The sequence below is a fragment of the Stenotrophomonas sp. PAMC25021 genome (assembly GCF_004795795.1).
GTDB classification, from domain to species: domain Bacteria; phylum Pseudomonadota; class Gammaproteobacteria; order Xanthomonadales; family Xanthomonadaceae; genus Stenotrophomonas; species Stenotrophomonas muris.
On record NZ_CP039255.1, the window covers coordinates 3,801,508 to 3,817,722 of the forward strand.

Annotated in this window: 15 protein-coding genes; 6 read left to right on the forward strand and 9 right to left on the reverse strand. The window is 67.8% G+C overall.

Annotated elements, in window-relative coordinates:
* The first annotated feature begins 84 nt into the window (after positions 1-84).
* A complete protein-coding gene (locus E5790_RS17555; protein WP_014647630.1) occupies positions 85-603 on the forward strand; it encodes a hypothetical protein in 519 nt (172 codons plus the stop codon).
* Between the two features lie 46 nt (positions 604-649).
* Here the strand turns inward: E5790_RS17555 and E5790_RS17560 are convergent, their stop codons facing one another.
* The 6 genes from E5790_RS17560 to hutI form a co-directional block, all read right to left on the reverse strand.
* Positions 650-2,761 (reverse strand): TonB-dependent receptor, encoded by a 2,112-nt coding sequence (locus tag E5790_RS17560; RefSeq protein WP_111207045.1) that lies wholly within the window; start codon positions 2,759-2,761, stop codon positions 650-652.
* Positions 2,762-2,955: 194 nt separating this feature from the next.
* Positions 2,956-4,392 (reverse strand): serine hydrolase domain-containing protein, encoded by a 1,437-nt coding sequence (locus E5790_RS17565; protein ID WP_111207046.1) that lies wholly within the window; start codon positions 4,390-4,392, stop codon positions 2,956-2,958.
* A 148-nt stretch (positions 4,393-4,540) separates the two neighbouring features.
* The gene (gene hutU / locus E5790_RS17570) at positions 4,541-6,208 is read right to left on the reverse strand and encodes a urocanate hydratase (RefSeq protein ID WP_049442478.1); all 1,668 of its coding nucleotides are present in this window, start codon (positions 6,206-6,208) and stop codon (positions 4,541-4,543) included.
* A complete protein-coding gene (gene hutG, locus E5790_RS17575; protein WP_049442479.1) occupies positions 6,205-7,059 on the reverse strand; it encodes an N-formylglutamate deformylase in 855 nt (284 codons plus the stop codon). Before hutG ends, hutU begins: the two co-directional genes overlap by 4 nt.
* The gene (gene hutH / locus E5790_RS17580) at positions 7,056-8,597 is read right to left on the reverse strand and encodes a histidine ammonia-lyase (RefSeq protein WP_046431447.1); all 1,542 of its coding nucleotides are present in this window, start codon (positions 8,595-8,597) and stop codon (positions 7,056-7,058) included. Before hutH ends, hutG begins: the two co-directional genes overlap by 4 nt.
* On the reverse strand, positions 8,594-9,817 hold the full coding sequence (hutI, locus tag E5790_RS17585) for an imidazolonepropionase (protein ID WP_046431452.1): 1,224 nt from the start codon (positions 9,815-9,817) through the stop codon (positions 8,594-8,596). The genes hutH and hutI overlap by 4 nt, the downstream gene beginning before the upstream one ends.
* A 67-nt stretch (positions 9,818-9,884) precedes the next feature.
* Here hutI and E5790_RS17590 point away from each other — a divergent pair, with 67 nt between their 5' ends.
* The 4 genes from E5790_RS17590 (at position 9,885) to E5790_RS17605 (ending at position 12,690) form a co-directional block, all read left to right on the forward strand.
* Positions 9,885-11,255, forward strand: a complete 1,371-nt coding sequence (locus E5790_RS17590) for a formimidoylglutamate deiminase (RefSeq protein WP_111207047.1) — start codon at positions 9,885-9,887, stop codon at positions 11,253-11,255.
* Positions 11,256-11,283: 28 nt separating this feature from the next.
* The gene (gene hutC / locus E5790_RS17595) at positions 11,284-12,012 is read left to right on the forward strand and encodes a histidine utilization repressor (RefSeq protein WP_032957259.1); all 729 of its coding nucleotides are present in this window, start codon (positions 11,284-11,286) and stop codon (positions 12,010-12,012) included.
* A 94-nt stretch (positions 12,013-12,106) separates the two neighbouring features.
* Entirely contained in the window at positions 12,107-12,289 is a 183-nt protein-coding gene (locus E5790_RS17600) for a type II toxin-antitoxin system HicA family toxin (protein WP_080053039.1), read from the forward strand.
* Between the two features lie 8 nt (positions 12,290-12,297).
* Positions 12,298-12,690, forward strand: coding sequence for a type II toxin-antitoxin system HicB family antitoxin (locus E5790_RS17605; protein ID WP_111207048.1), 393 nt, complete (start codon positions 12,298-12,300; stop codon positions 12,688-12,690).
* A gap of 146 nt (positions 12,691-12,836) precedes the next feature.
* On the opposite strand, the gene E5790_RS17610 is transcribed toward E5790_RS17605, so the two are convergent.
* The 3 genes from E5790_RS17610 to E5790_RS17620 all read right to left on the reverse strand — a co-directional run bounded on the left by E5790_RS17610 (position 12,837) and on the right by E5790_RS17620 (position 14,925).
* Positions 12,837-13,841: a restriction endonuclease gene (locus E5790_RS17610; protein ID WP_049442482.1), complete on the reverse strand. Its 1,005-nt coding sequence runs from the start codon at positions 13,839-13,841 to the stop codon at positions 12,837-12,839.
* 236 nt (positions 13,842-14,077) lie between these two features.
* Positions 14,078-14,569, reverse strand: a complete 492-nt coding sequence (locus tag E5790_RS17615) for a phasin family protein (protein ID WP_049442483.1) — start codon at positions 14,567-14,569, stop codon at positions 14,078-14,080.
* Between the two features lie 80 nt (positions 14,570-14,649).
* The gene (locus tag E5790_RS17620) at positions 14,650-14,925 is read right to left on the reverse strand and encodes a polyhydroxyalkanoic acid system family protein (protein ID WP_005417302.1); all 276 of its coding nucleotides are present in this window, start codon (positions 14,923-14,925) and stop codon (positions 14,650-14,652) included.
* A gap of 125 nt (positions 14,926-15,050) precedes the next feature.
* On the opposite strand from E5790_RS17620, the gene E5790_RS17625 reads away from it, so the two are divergent.
* Complete coding sequence (locus tag E5790_RS17625; protein WP_111207049.1) at positions 15,051-15,857, forward strand: FHA domain-containing protein; 807 nt, start codon at positions 15,051-15,053, stop codon at positions 15,855-15,857.
* Positions 15,858-16,215: the final 358 nt, after the last annotated feature.

Below are 16,215 nucleotides of genomic sequence, written 5' to 3' on the forward strand. Positions count from 1 at the left end.
GAGCTTGTCGTACTGCATCTGAAACAGGGGCGCTGGATGGCCGGACGCCCACTGGGACACACAACCACTGACGAGGAAGAGCGCATGGATGTCGCTGCACGCAGGAACAGGACGTTGTTTCGTTGGATCATGGTGACGCTGCTGGCGGCGTTGTTGCCGTTTGCAGCACTGGCGCAGCCCGCAGCCGGGCAGGCCGATGGCGCCGAAGCCGCCACCGCCGCGGAAGAGGCGCAGTGCCGCGCCTGTACCTATGAGCGCATTGGAACCAAGGTCGATATCGGCCTGGTGGCACTGGTGTCGCTGCTGGTGGTGGGCCTGCTGACCGCGGCGTCGCGGGAATGGGGCACTACCTCGCAGCGCTGGACCTGCCGCACGCTGGCCCTGCTGCTGGTGGGTGTCGGTCTGGCGTTGCTGTGGTGGGCTGGCAGCGTCGTCTACCTGGGCTACAACCCGTGGCAGGAAATGGCCGCCCCCGCCGATGGCTCGCTCACCTCGACACTGCTCAGTACCTCGCCGAAGTGGTTGGCGGCACTGGTGCTGATCGGCTTGGCGCCTTCCATCTGGAAGCGCAGCGAGCGCCTGCCGGCCTGGCGTATCGGCTGACACTGGAACGGCGGCGCCGGATCACACCCGGCGCCGCCTGCGGTCATCAGTCAAACCGCAAACGCACACCAGCGTAGATGCCACGGCCTTCGCCCGGCGTCGAGCGGGCAATATCCCTGCCTACGTCGTCGTAGCCCGGCGTGACCGTGGCGGCGTAGTGGCGGTTGCCGATGTTGCGCATCTCCACCCAGGCCTGCCAGCGGCCACCGGGTGCGTCGTAGCCGATGCGGCTGCCGAAGATCACATGGCTGTCGGCCCAGTAGCTGTTGGCGTAGTCGACGGCGATGCGCGAGGCGTATTCGGTATTGAGCGCGGCGTACAGGCCGGATGCATGATCGAAGCGCAGCTCGGCCTGGTAGGCGTGGCGCGGCAGGCCGGGCAGGCGGTTGCTGCCGAAACGCGCGTCGTGGCGGTAGCGGAAATCGCTGAAGGTATAGGCCTGGCGAAGCGACAGCCGGCCCGGTGCAGCCTGCCACAGCGTGCTGTCCAATCCGGCCTCGATGCCGCGGTGAACGGTGGGGCTGGCGTTGTTCTCGGCGATGAACAGGTTCGGCACCGGTTGCAGTTCAACGCTCAGCAGTTCGTGGTTCACGTGCGCGTAGTAGCCGGTCAGTTCCCAGCGGCCCAGCGCCGCGTCACCGCGCGCGCCCAGTTCCAGCGTGGTGGCGGTCTGGTTCTGCATCGGCACCGGCGCGCGCTGGCGGCCGGTAGACGGGCCATTGCCTGGCCCGAAGTACTGGTTCGAGCCCCAGATCATCGACCACGGGTGCGGCGCCTCCACCGAGCGGCTGAGGTTGCCGAACCACTGGGTCCGGGCGCTGTGCTGCCAGGTGAAGCCCAGTCGCGGCGCGTAGTCCCAGTCGTGGTCGCGCAGGCGGCCACCGCTGCTCGGCCAGGTCACCTGCACATCGCGACGGGTGTTGATCAGTGCCAGCCCGGTCTGCATGCGCAGGCGGTCATTGAAGGTGAGGGTGTTGCCGACGTGCAGCGTGCTGTCGGTGCCGTGGTGCCGGAAGTCACGCGTGCGCGTGCCGGCGGCATAGCCGTTGCTGGCAAAGCGCAGCGACTCGCGCACATCGGCGTCCAGATCGTGGGTGACGCGCAGGCCGACCGTGGTTTCGCTGTCCAGGCCGAACAGCCGGTGGCGGCGGCGGTAGTCCAGCGTGGCGTTGAGGTTGGCGTAGTCCAGCTGCTGCCGGTACAGGCTCTCGTTCAAGTCCATCGGGTACGTGTGATAGACCAGCCCGGCCTGCAACGAGGAGTCTTCATCGATCTGCAGCGTGGTGACGTTGCCCACCCAGGTGCTGCCCGGCTGCGGGCGACGCGCATCGATGGCCAGGTTGGCCGCATTCGCGGCACGCGGATCGTTACGGATCTGATCGCGGGTCAGGCGACCGGGCGTTTCATGATTGGTTTCGCGGTAGCGCACGAAGAAACGAGTCTGCAGGTCGGGCGTGATCTGCCAGCCGATGTTGGCCATCGCGCCCTTGCCGTCGCCGCGCGCATGACGCTGGTAACCGTCGAATTCGGTATCGGTGTAGGCCAGGAAGTAGTCGACATCACCACTGACGCCGCCCCAGCTGATGCCGCGCTTCTGGTAGCCACGGCTGCCGGCTTCGTAGTGCAGCTGCACGCCCGCCGAATCACGACCGCTGCGGCTGACGTAGTCGATGGCACCGCCCAGCGCCAACGCACCGCGCTCGAAGCCGTTGGCGCCCCGCAGGACTTCCACGCGCGACAGCCACAGCGGTTCCAGCAGCTCGTAGGGCGTGCCGCCCGGGCCGGTCAGTGGCAGGCCGTCGATCGACACCGCAATGCCCGAGGCGTGCGCGCCCGGGCCCCGGTTGATGCCCGAGCCACGGATCGAGATCTTGGTGCCCTCATTACCCGGCGACTGCGCGCTGATACCCGGCTGGTAGGCCAACACATCGGCGCTGGTGGATAGTCGGCTGTCGGCCTTGGCCACGTCGATGACGTTGCTGGCGCCGGGGATGCGCTTCAGGGCCTCGCGCGCCTGCGCGCTGGCATCGGCGGCAGCGGTGACCTGCACGGCATCGAGGGTGGTGGCCTGCGGGGCGGCGGCGGCGGTGGAAGCCAGGGCGAGGGAAACAGCCAGGAACAGCAGCGACGGGTGAGGGCGGTACGACGGAAGCGACATGCGGGAATGCTGTAAACCACGAAAGTGGCGCGCAAGTTAACAGGTCGACAGCGCCGCGTCACCCGCCGGCGGCGTATGGCCGCCCGCCGTGTTCCTGTAGAGCCGAGCCCACGCTCGGCTAATCGCGCGAAGCGCGGGTTGTCTGCCATCGCGGCGAAGATCAGCCGAGCACGGGCTCGGCGCTACAGCAGGGTTTATGGCGAGGGCTTCGCCAGCTTCTTGGCCTTCGCGTACAGCCGATCAGCCGCTTCCCTCTCCCCCAATGCAGCGTGGCACTCGGCCAGGCTGTCCCACGTGTTGGCGGACTGCGGATACAGCTCGGTGTTCAGCGCGAACACCTTCAGCGCCTTGCGTGCACCGAGGCTTTCGCGGATGGCATAGCCATCACCGTTGATCGCACGCTCCAGTTCGCCGGTGGGAACGCCATTGCTGTCGCGCAGCCAGCTACGCATCTGCGGTTTCGCATCGGTGCTGTCATCCAGCGCATAGCCGATCAGCCGCTCGGACAACACCGCATGCGGAAACTCCCCGGGCGCAACCACCGCCATCGTGCTCTCCACCAGCGTGCTGGACCAGACATTGCGGGCGCTGCCATTGGTCAGGTACACGAACACCCAGTAGCCGCTGGCCAGCGTGCCCTTGTAGGCCAATCGCGCACGTACACGGGTGCCACCATCGTGGCCGACCTGGGTGTAGCCGTCGCTGCGGGTGGTGTCCCAGCCGGTGGAGAAGAAGTTGCTGCCGCCACCGCTCAGCTTCTGCGGCTGCCAGAGTTTTTCCAGGGTCGCCGTGCGCACCAGCTTGCCGGTCGCCAGCGCCTGCAGGAAACGGTTCATGTCGCCCACGGTGGTCTGCAGGTCGGCATGCGCCCAGCCGTAGTTGGGCCAGGGATCTTCATTGGCCGGTTGCAACGCGCCATCCTTGCCGATGTACGGCACCGCCGCGCTCTCGACCGGCACGTTGGCGATGCCCCATGACGTGCTGGTCATCTTCAATGGCTGCAGGATGCGTTCGCGCGCGATGGCCGGGTAGGGCGTGCGGTAGTGTGCTTCCAGCAGCGCTGTCAGTACCAGGTAGTTGGCCTGGGTGTACTGCATGCGGCTGCCGGTGGCGAACTGCATCGGTGCCGCGCCGGCGACTTTCAGCGCAGCGGCAAGGTCAGGCGCTACACCGGGGTAGCCCTTGCTCACCCAGCGGTTATCCACCCGGTCGTAGTACTCGCCGATGCCGGAGCTGTGGTTGAGGAAATCACGCACGTGGATCGCCTGCCATGCAATCGGCAGGCCCGGCACGTAGCGGCTGGCCGGCGCATCCAGATCCACCTTGCCCTGATCGACCAGTTGCATCACCAGCGTGCTGGTCAGCAGCTTGGCCATCGACTGCGCGGCGAAGATGGTCTCGACGGTGGCAGGGGCATGGGCAGCGGGATCACGTTCACCGCTGGCGCCCTGGTAGAGCACCTGGCCGTTGTGTGTGACCAGTACCGCCTGGCCGGCAATGCCGTAGCGCTCGCGGTTGCTCTGCAGTTGGGCGTCGAGCTGAGTGGAGAGAGTGGTGGGGACGTCACGCGCCGAAGCGGGCGGGATCGCAAACAGCGTGCAGAGCAGTGCGGCAGCGAGCGTGCGGTACATCGCGGTGATCCATCAGCGGTGATGGCGCATGTTGGTCACGACCGACGAGCGGGTCAAGGCCGCCGATTCCCGCATCGGGGAGAGCCGGCCAGCGGCCGGCACTACCACACGTTTCGGTAGTGCCGGCCGCTGGCCGGTACCTCCGTGATCAGCCGAGGATTCCCGGCAGATCCAGTCCCTTTTCCTTCGCGCAGTCGATCGCGATGCCATACCCCGCATCGGCATGGCGCATCACGCCAGTGGCCGGGTCGTTCCACAGCACGCGGCCAATCCGCTTCGCCGCCGCTTCGGTGCCATCACAGACAATCACCATGCCGGCGTGCTGCGAGAAGCCCATGCCCACGCCGCCACCGTGGTGCAGCGACACCCACGTCGCGCCGCTGGCGGTGTTGAGCAGGGCGTTCAGCAGCGGCCAGTCGGACACCGCATCGGAACCGTCGGCCATCGCTTCGGTTTCGCGGTTCGGCGAAGCGACGCTGCCGCTGTCCAGATGGTCACGACCGATCACCACCGGTGCCTTCAGTTCGCCGTTGGCCACCATTTCATTGAAGGCCAGGCCGAGGCGATCACGATCACCCAGGCCGACCCAGCAGATGCGTGCCGGCAGGCCCTGGAACTTGATCTTCTCGGCGGCCATGTCCAGCCAGCGGTGCAGGTGCGGGTTGTCCGGAATCAGTTCCTTCACCTTTGCATCGGTCTTGGCGATGTCTTCCGGATCACCGCTCAGTGCGGCCCAGCGGAACGGGCCGATGCCGCGGCAGAACAGTGGACGGATATAGGCCGGCACGAACCCCGGGAAATCGAAGGCATTGGCCACGCCTTCTTCCAGTGCCATCTGCCGCAGGTTGTTGCCGTAGTCCACGGTCGGCACGCCCAGCGCGTGGAAGCCGAGCATGGCGCGGATGTGGTTGGCCATCGATGCACGCGCAGCCTTCTCCACTTCCTTGGGGGCGGAAGCGCGCTTCTCATCCCACTGTTCGACCGTCCAGCCCTGCGGCAGGTAGCCGTTCACCGGGTCGTGCGCGGAGGTCTGGTCGGTCAGCAGGTCCGGCTTCACGCCGCGCTTGAGCAGTTCGGCCAGCACATCGGCAACGTTGCCGAGCAGGCCCACCGACTTCGGCGTGCCGGCCTTGCACGACTCGTCGATCAGGCGCAGCGCTTCGTCCAGGTTGTCGGTCCAGGTATCCAGGTAGCCGGTGCGCAGGCGCATGTCGATGCTGCTCTTGCGGCACTCGACGGCCAGGCAGGAGGCGCCGGCCATCACGGCAGCCAGCGGCTGTGCACCACCCATGCCGCCGAGGCCACCGGTGAACAGCCACTTCCCGGTCAGGTCGCCGCCGAAATGCTGGCGCCCCATTTCCACGAAGGTCTCGTAGGTGCCCTGCACGATGCCCTGCGCACCGATGTAGATCCAGCTGCCGGCGGTCATCTGGCCGTACATGGCCAGGCCCTTCTTATCCAGCTCGTTGAAGTGGTCCCAGTTGGCCCAGCGCGGCACCAGGTTGGAATTGGCGATCAGCACGCGCGGCGCGTCGGCGTGGGTGCGGAACACGCCTACCGGCTTGCCCGACTGCACCAGCAGGGTCTGGTCGTCGTCCAGGCGCTTGAGCGTCTCGACGATGGCATCGAAGCTTTCCCAGTCGCGCGCGGCGCGGCCGATGCCGCCGTACACCACCAGTTCCTGCGGGCGCTCGGCCACGTCCGGGTGCAGGTTGTTCATCAGCATGCGCAGCGGTGCTTCGGTCAGCCAGCTCTTGGCATTGAGCGTGGTGCCGGTCGGCGCGGCGACGGTGCGGGATGGGTCGTTGCGGGTCATGCGGCGCTCCGGTTCGTAGCGAATTCAAGGCAGGCGTTGAGCACCTGCGCCAGGGTGTGGCGCAGTGGTGCGGCGAGGTCGGGGTCGAGCGGGGTGGGCCAGCTGTGTTCGTCCACCTGGTCCGGCAGGGGCTCGTGCATGTAGCCGCGGCAGGCAAGTTCCATCTGCAGGCTATGCACGCCGCCCGGGATGTTGCTGTAGTGGCGGGTGATCCAGCCGCCCTTGAAGCGGCCGTTGCGCACCTGGCTCATGCCACTGAGCGCCAGCAGGTTCTCCACCACATCGCTCAAGGCGTTGTCGCAGGAGGTGTCCGGTGCACCGGAGGGGCCGGCGGTACCCAGGTTGAACTGCGGCAGCTCGCCTTCGAACAGGTGCGGGATGTGTGAGCGGATCGAGTGCGCGTCGTACACCACCACGGTAGCGTGGCGTGCGCGCAGGCGCGTGATCTGCGCCGCCAGCGCATCGTGGTAAGGCAGGAAATACGTGTCGCGGCGACGGGCGATTTCCGCTTCGTCCGGTTCGCGCCCGGCGTGGTACAGCGGCTGGTTGTCGAAGGTGGTCAGCGGGCACAGGCCGGTGGTGTTCTGGCCCGGGTACAGCGACACGCCGCTGGGATCGCGGTTGAGGTCGATCACCGAACGCGAGATCGCCGAGCGCACCGTGGTCGCGCCCATGCCACGCACGAAGTCGTACAGTTCGTGTACCCACCAGTCTGTGTCGCGGCGGGCCAGCCACGGTGAGTGGTAGTCGCCGATCAGGTCGTGCGGCAGCTCGCTGCCGGTATGCGGAAAGCTGACGATGAGGGGGGCGTCGCCTTCGTGCACCGTCAGCCATTCGGGATGGGTATTCATGCCTGCGGTTCCACGGTTGGCAGCAGGTCGGTCAGGCCCTGCGCCAGCGCGCCACTGCGCACCAGATTCGTGGCGGTCACCATGTCCGGATGGAAGTAGCGGTCTTCTTCCAGCGTCGGCACCTGCGCACGCAGGGTGGCGCGCACGGTTTCCAGCGCGGCGCTGGAGCGCAGCGGGGCGTGGAAGTCGCAACCCTGCGCAGCGGCCAGCAGCTCGATGCCGATCACGTTGGCGGCGTTCTCGGCCATCTGCATCAGCCGGCGTGCGCCATGCGCGGCCATCGACACATGGTCTTCCTGGTTGGCCGAGGTCGGGATCGAGTCAACGCTGGCCGGGTAGGCGCGCTGCTTGTTTTCCGAGACCAGTGCAGCAGCAGTCACCTGCGGAATCATGAAACCGGAATTCAAACCGGGACGCGGGGTCAGGAAGGCGGGCAGGCCGGACAGCGCCGGATCGACCAGCATCGCCAGGCGGCGCTCGCTGATCGAACCGATCTCGCACACCGCCATCGCCAGCATGTCGGCGGCAAAGGCCACCGGCTCGGCGTGGAAGTTGCCACCGGACAGCGCTTCGCCGGTATCGGTGAACACCAGCGGATTGTCGGACACGCCGTTGGCTTCGATTTCCAGCGTGGTCGCGGCCTGGCGCAGGATGTCCAGCGCCGCGCCCATCACCTGCGGCTGGCAGCGCAGGCAGTAGGGGTCCTGCACGCGCACGTCGTTGTCACGGTGTGATTCGCGGATGTCCGAGCCCTGCATCAGCGTGCGCAGGGTGGCGGCGGTGGCGATCTGCCCGCGCTGGCCGCGGATCGCGTGGATGCGGGGGTCGAAGGGCGTGTCGGAACCCTTGGCCGCTTCCACCGACAGCGCGCCGGTGACCAGTGCGGCCTGGAACACGGTCTCGATCTCGAACAGGCCGGCCAACGCATAGGCGGTGGAGAACTGGGTGCCGTTGAGCAGCGCCAGGCCTTCCTTCGCGCCCAGTTCGATCGGCTGCAGGCCGGCACGTGCCAGTGCGTCGGCTGCCGGTAGGCGCTCGTCACCGATGAAGGCTTCGCCTACGCCCAGCATCACGCTGGCCAGGTGCGAGAGCGGCGCCAGGTCACCCGAGGCACCCACCGAGCCCTGCGCGGGCACCACCGGCAGCACGCCCTTGACCAGCATCGCTTCCAGCAGCAGCAGGGTTTCCTCGCGGATGCCCGAAGCACCCTGCGCCAAGCTGACCAGCTTCAGCGCCATCATCAGGCGCACCACGCTGGCCGGCATCGGCTCGCCCACGCCAGCGGCATGCGAGAGCACGATGTTCCGCTGCAGGGTGGCCAGGTCTTCGCGCTCGATGCGCACGCTGGCCAGCTTGCCGAAGCCGGTATTGATGCCATACACCGGCGCGCCCTTGGCGACGATGGCGGCCACCGCCGCCGCACTGGCGCGCACCACCGGCAGCGCGGCCGGGTCCAGTGCGAGCGGCGCACCGCGATAGACCTGCCGCCACTGGGCGAGAGTGACATGGCCGGGGCGAAGAACCAGGGTGTTGCTCATGTGTTGCTCCAGGAGGCAGGCAGGTCGGGCTGTCCGCGCACCACGCGCGCGTGCAGCGGGTTGAATCCAATGCGATAGACCAGGTCGGCGGGGGCATCGATGTCCCAGATCGCCAGGTCGCAGTCCATGCCCACCGCCAGGCGGCCGATGCGCTCGCCATGGCCCAGTGCGCGCGCCGCTTCACGGGTGAAGCCGGCGATGCACTCGTCCACGGTCAGGCGGAACAGGGTGGCGCCCATGTTCATCGCCAGCAGCGGGCTGGTCAGCGGCGAAGTGCCCGGGTTGCTGTCGGTGGCCAGCGCCAGCGGTACGCCGGCCGCACGCAGCGCGGCGATCGGCGGCAGGGTGGTATCGCGGGTGAAATAGAAGGCGCCGGGCAGCAGCACGGCGACGGTACCGGCAGCGGCCATCGCGGCGATGCCGGCGTCGTCCAGATGTTCGATATGGTCGGCCGACAGTGCCCCGAAGCGGGCCGCCAGTTCGGCGCCATGCTGGTTGCTCAGCTGCTCGGCGTGGATCTTCACCGACAGCCCGTTGGCGCGCGCCGCCTCAAAGACCTGGCGCGCCTGCGCCGGCGAGAAGGCGATGTTCTCGCAGAACACATCCACCGCTTCGGCCAGGCCTTCGGCGGCGATGGCCGGAATCATCACCTCGCACACTTCGTCGGTGTACTCCTGTGCTTCGCGGCCTGGCGGAACCGCGTGCGCGCCGAGGAAGGTGGTCACCACGTTGACCCGGCATTCCTCGCCCAGCGCACGCGCCACCTGCAGCTGCTTGCGCTCGTCGGGCAGGGTCAGGCCGTAGCCGGACTTGATCTCGAGGGTGGTCACGCCCTCGGCGCGCATCGCCAGCAGGCGTGGCCGGCTTTCGCGGGCCAGCTGTTCCGGCGTGGCGGCACGGGTGGCGCGCACGGTGGAAACGATGCCGCCGCCGGCACGGGCGATCTCGGCATAGCTGACGCCCTGCAGGCGCTGCTCGAACTCGTTGGCGCGGTTGCCGGCGTAGACCAGGTGGGTATGGCAGTCGATCAGGCCGGGCGAAATCCAACGGCCTTCGCCGTCGATGCGGGTGGTCGGCTGCAGGTGGGCATCGCTGCCGGCCGCGCCGACATGGACGATGCGGCCGTCGGCGCAGGCCAGGACGCCATCGCGGATGACACCCAGCCCTTCGCCATCAAGGGTGATCAGGTGGACGTTGGACCAGAGGGTATCGACGTGCATGGCATCCACAACGCGGCTGTGCTTATATGTCTATACAATATAGGCGTCCATTTCGGGTTGTCCAGCCATGTCCGATTCGCGTTCCCCGCACAGTTTCCATGCCGCCCACGCCCTGCTGGCCGAGGGTTGGGTCCGCGATGTCCGCCTGCAGGTGCAGGACGGTCGCATCGCGGCCATCAGCACGGGGCAGGGCGCGCAGGCGGGCGACACCCGGGTCGGCATCCTGGTGCCGGGCCTGCCCAACCTGCACAGCCATGCCTTCCAGCGCGGCATGGCCGGGCTGACCGAGATCGGCGGCGGCGACGGTGACAGCTTCTGGAGCTGGCGCGAGCTGATGTACCGTTTCCTGGCCCACCTGCGCCCAGACGCGGTGCAGGCCATTGCCGCCCAGGCCTATATGGAAATGCTGGAAAGTGGCTTCACCCGCGTCGGCGAGTTCCATTACCTGCACCACGATGTCGACGGCCGGCCGTATACCAACCGCGCCGAGATGAGTGCGCGGATCGCCGCCGCCGCCGACCAGACCGGCATTGGCTTGACCCTGCTGCCGGTGTTCTATGCACATGCCGATTTCGGCGGGGCGGCGCCGAATCCAGCGCAGCGGCGCCTGATCCACGACGTGGACGGCTTCGCGCAGCTGCTGGAGGCCGCCAAGCCGGCCTTGGCCGCGCTGCCCGACGCGGTGCTCGGCATCGCACCGCACAGCCTGCGTGCGGTCACCGGCGAGGAACTGAGTGCGTTGCTGCCGCTGACCGACGGCCCGGTGCACATCCACATCGCCGAGCAGGTGCGCGAAGTGGAGGCCTGCCTGGCCTGGAGCGGCCAGCGCCCGGTGCAGTGGCTGTACAACCATGCGCCGGTGGATGCGCGCTGGTGCCTGGTGCATGCCACCCACATCACCGATGACGAGCGCGCGGCCATTGTGGCCAGCCAAGCCGTGGCCGGCCTGTGCCCGATCACCGAGGCCAACCTGGGCGACGGCCTGTTCCCGATGCAGGCGTTCGCGCGCGAGGGCGGGCGCTTCGGCGTCGGTTCCGATTCCAATGTGCTGATCGACGCGGCCGAAGAACTGCGCCTGCTCGAATACGGCCAGCGTCTGACCCTGCGCGGTCGCAACGTACTGGCCCCGGATGCCACCCGCAGCACCGGCCGCTTCCTGTTCGAAGGCGCACTGCACGGTGGCGCACAGGCGCTGGGCGTGGCCGCCGGCCTGCAGGTCGGCGCCAGTGCCGACCTGGTTGAACTGGACGCCGCACACCCGGCGCTGCAGGCGCGACAGGATGACGCATGGCTTGACAGCTGGGTGTTCGCCGCACGTAATGGCGCGCTGCGATCGGTCTGGCGCCATGGCCGCCAGTGCGTGGCCGAGGGCCGCCACCTGCAGCGCGAGGCGATCACCAGCGCCTTCGCTGCCGCCCTGCGCGGCGTGCTGGGCTGATCGCCTCCCGCCACCGAGACCCCATTACGTGAAGGCCAGCAAGTCCGCCACGCTCAACCAGCGTATCCGCAGCGATCTGGAAAGCCGCATCCTCAGTGGAGAGTGGGCGCCGGGCTTCCGGATTCCGTACGAGCACGAGTTGATGGAGCAGTACGGATGCTCGCGGATGACGGTGAACAAGGTGCTGACCGCACTGGCCGAGAGCGGCATGATCGAGCGCCGCCGTCGCGCGGGTTCGTTCGTGGCGCGTCAGCCACCGCACCTGGAGCAGGTGGCGCTGGAGATTCCCGATATCGCGATGGAAGTCGGCTCGCGGGGACATCAGTACGCCTATCGACTGCTGCAGCGCGACCTGCGCCTGGCCGATGCCGGCAATGCCGGCGAAGTCGAGCTGGCCGGCAGCGAAATGCTGCTGGCGATGCGCTGCCTGCACCTGGCCGATGGCCGCCCGCTGGCACTGGAGCACCGCCTGATCAGCCCGGTGGGCGTGCCCGAGGTGTTGGAGGTCGACTTCAGCACCACCGCCCCGGGCAGCTGGCTGCTGCAGAACGTGTCCTGGACCCGTGCCCAGCATCGCATCAGTGCCTGGGGCGCGGATACTGCCACCGCCAGGCTGCTGGATGTGAAGCCCGGTACCGCCTGCCTGGTGATCGAACGCCTGACCTGGCGTGGCGAACAGCCGATCACCCGCGTTCGCCAGGTGTTCCTGGGGGATGCCTGGGACCTGGTGGCGCGCTTCGCGCCGGGCGCGCGATAGGGATTCCATCCACGCATGGCGTGGATCTACTCTGCCGAAACGACTGTCGCCTTGAACTCTGTCGGGGCGTGTGTACGATGTGTACCGTCCCTGCATGAAGAGCAGGGACCTCATCCGGGAACTGGAAGCGGCAGGTTGGATCTGTCGTCGGATCCGCGGATCCCATCATGTATTCGTGCACTCGCAGCACCCTCACATCATCACCGTTCCTCACCCAAGGAAGGATCTGGGGAAAGGGCTGGTGCAGGCGTTGCGGAAGCTCGCAGGACTGACGTAGGAGGGCCCATGCGATATCCAGTCTTGATCGAGGCGGGCGATGAGCGCACCGCGTGGGGTGTGGTCGTTCCAGATCTGCCGGGGTGCTTCTCAGCGGCCGACACGCTTGATGATGCGCTCACTGCGGCGGAAGAGGCGGCGCTCGCCTGGATTGATGTGGCCCTGGATGAGGGGCGCTCGATTCCGACACCTTCAGCGCCGCAGAAGATCGCCGCCGAGGCATCCAAGGACATCTGTTGGATTCTTGCGTACATCTGCGTTGATCCGGCTCTGCTGGACGACACCATCGAGCGGGTCAATATCAGCCTGCCACGCCGGATCCTGGCGAGGCTGGATGCGCAGGCCAGAGCGGCGGGTGAATCGCGCTCCGGTTACATCGCCCATCTCGCGGCATTGGGCTGAGCAGGCGCCATGTGGAGCCGAGCCCATGCTCGGCTGCTGTTCGCGCGTGGCTCAACTCTGCAAAGGCATCCACGCGTGGCGTGGATCTACCAAGGGGTCGCGCATCGGGATTCAGTAGATCCACGCCATGCGCGGATGCTGCGCCATCAATACGTAGCGCACTGCCGCCAGCGTACGGGCTCATCCACGCCGGGGCGGGCGTTGAGCTGGATGCGCACGTTGCGCAGCGCGGGGTAGTGCAGCACTTCCTCGCAGACCAGCGGCCACACCGCGTCCAGTTCGCCGGTGCGGTTGATCGCCAGTGTCTGCCGGGTCAGCCAGACACCGCTGGCGATGCCGGGCTTGCCGGCCAGGGCGCGGGCCAGATCGGCCTGGAAGCGCTCCAGCGTGGCGGCATCGGGGTCGGGATTGCTGCGCGCGTCGGTCGCGGGGGCGACGGCAGGCGTGGGAGCGGGGGCGACCGCAGGGACTGCTTCGATCGGGGCGGGTGCGGCTGAAGGCGCGGCCGAAGGCGTTGCCACCACCGGCGCCGCAGCGACCGGAGTGGCCTCTTCCACATGCAGGCCCTGCAGACCCAGGCCGACAAGCAGCCCCAGCGTGGCCGAACCCAGTGCGGCAATGGCAATGCGGCGCAGCGCTTCGTGCCGGGCGCTGGCGCGCACGCGCGCTTCGATATCGGCAGGGAGGTAGGGCTGCAGCAACGGCCACAGGCGCGGCCCGTCCAGCACTTCAACCGCCTGCTTCTCGGCGGCGCCACGGCCGTCGCGCTCGATACGGCCTTCGGTCAGCAGTACGCCACCCTTGGCGCCGGCCAGGCGCGCGGCCGCACCCAGTTCGTTCACTGCGGCGGTGCCGATGCGGTAGGCCAGGCCGTGCTTGCACGACACCAGCCATTGATTGGGGCCATCGCTGAGCAGGAAGTCGCTGCTCGGCTCGCGGGCATCTTCGGCCGGATCGATCAGCTCACGCAGGCCGCGCTGTTCGCGCAGCATGCGCTTGACCAGAACCGAGAATTCGCGCCAGTGCATGCCTGCCAGAGCCTGCAGGCCGAGTTGCATCTCCTTCTGCCGCCGCTTGATCCACCACAGATAGACAACGGCCAGGGAACAGGTAAGCAGGGCCGACAGCAGGGCCAGGATCCAGGGGAGCATGCAGGAGTAGGGCGGAAGGGGCGAAAGCGGAGAGCGACAGTGTAAAGGTCGCGGTGCCCGGCTGGGTCAGGATGTTCCTGACAGGAAGCGTGATGGAGCGCGCAGAACGGTATACGACGGACACGAAAAACCCGCCAATCCTGAAGCCGTGAGGGGAGGGAACAAACGGCAGCCGAAGCGATTGGCGGGTTGCTCGCGATTGTCAATCAAAATTTATTGCATTGCAACAATTGCGCTCAGGGAATGCTGTCCGGCGATTGATGGCTGCCCGGTGCGGGGGCATCTGCACCCGAAGCTGCCCGGTTTTCCAGCCTGGCCAGGCGCGCGTGCAGGGCATCGATGCGGGCTTCCAGCGCGGTCACCTCGTCGGCAGTGGGTACATGCAGGCGCTTGAGCACGCCCTGTACCTGGTCATCAAAGGCCTTCTCGACCTTGTTCCAGGTGCCGGAGGCCTTCTCGCGGGCCTCGTCCAGTGAGGTTTCGACGTTGTCACGCCAGCCCGGGCCCTGTTCGCTGTTGCGTTCACGGCGGCGGGCTTCCCAGGCTTCGCCTTCCTTCACCAGGCCGTCGAAGAAGCGGCTGCCCTCGGCCTGCGCGCGCCCCAGCGCACCCAGCCCGGCCAGCCAGACCTGTTGCGCCGAATCGCTGAGCTTGCGCGAGAAGCGCTCGGCCTGGTCACCGAAAGAGGCGTCGTCGTTGCGGCGGTCGTCGTTCTCGTAGTGGTTCATCGCACTTCCCGTGGGAGTTGGGCCTGCCCCGAGAGTAGCGCGCGGTGGCGTTGCACGGCCGTGATGGCCGCCGCCAGGATTCAGCCCAGCTTTTCCTTCAGCACGCGCTGGATCTCGCCTTCGACCATGCCCTTCATCGCCGACAGCAGGAAACCGAGCTTGGCGGTCACGCGCACGGCGCCCGGCTGCAGTTCGATCGCACCGTCCACACCGCTGCCGGAGAAGTTCAGGACGTCGGCGGTCCAGGACGACTTCAGGCCGAAGCGCTCGGACAGCTTGGCAGCGACCTGTTCGATCGCGGCGCGCGCCTGTGCGTCGGGCAGGGCGTGGGCGTGGCGGACATCGATGGTGGACATGCAGGCTCCTGGCGCAGGGCGGGGATGATCAAAGAGGGCGAGCATTGTGCGCATCAAGGGCCGCCGCGCCAAGCACTCATCGTGGGTTCTTCTTCGTTGGCGACCAACCTGCTAGGCTGCGCCGCGTGCAGAACCTGCTAGTTCACTTCAGTCAGCAACAACAGCCCGACCAGCCCCTGCGGCCCGGGGTGCAGCGCATCGTGCGCCAGGCCAACGGCAGTGTGCGGCTCGGTGATGCCGGCCACGGCGCCCTGCTGCTGGCCCAGTTCTGCATGGACGATCGCGGCCTCTGGCTGCAGGTCGGCAATGGCATCCGCGGCATCCACGTCAATGGTCGACCGGTGCGCCGGATGGCCCTGCTGCGCGCGGGCGATGCGGTATACGTGGATGGCGTGGAGATGGTGCTGCAGGGCGAAGTCGAGAGCCTGCTGCAGGCGCCTGCGCCGAAGAACGAGGATGGCAGCGACGAGCAGCAACGACTGCTGCGCGGTGTCGGTGGCCTGCACCATGGCCGCAGTTTCACCCTGTCGCAGGCCCGCCTGATCGGCCGCGGCAACGAGGCCGACATCGCCATCGATGACCCGGCCTTCGCCGAACAGCATGCCCGCGTGGAAGTGCACGGCGAGCGCGTGCTGCTGCGCGACCTGGGCAGCGCCGACGGTACCCGGGTCAACGGCATGGCCGTGCGCCACTGCTGGCTGCAGGCCGGCGACCAGGTCGTGTTCGATGGCCAGCACCGGTTCGTGCTGGAAGTGCCGCACGATCCGCGCCGGCGGCCGCTGCCCGCCGAGGACGACGCCAGCCACGAGGCCGAGCAGGCGCCGGTGCTGCCGGCCGCGCCGCGCAGGGTCCGGCGCTGGCCGTGGCTGCTGGTGAGTGCGCTGCTGCTGGCCGCACTGCTCAGCCTGCTGCTCTGGTTCGGCGCGCGCTGATCTGAATCCGCTGGGTCCGCGCCCTGGTGGGTGCCGACCTTGATCGGCACGCTCCGTCGGCGGGCTTGACGCCTGGCAGCACACGGCTTTGGTAGGTGCCGACCTTGGTCGGCACGCTTGTTCGGCGGGCATGACGCCTGACGGCGTACGCCGACCAAGGTCGGCGACTACCGGGGCTTTGCTGCTGATCTGAATCCGCTGGGTCCGCGCGCTGGTGGGTGCCGACCTTGATCGGCACGCTCCGTCGGCGGGCTTGACGCCTGGCAGCACACGGCTTTGGTAGGTGCCGACCTTGGTCGGCACGCTTTTTCGGCGGGCATGACGCCTGACGGCGTACGCCGACCAAGGTCGGCGACTA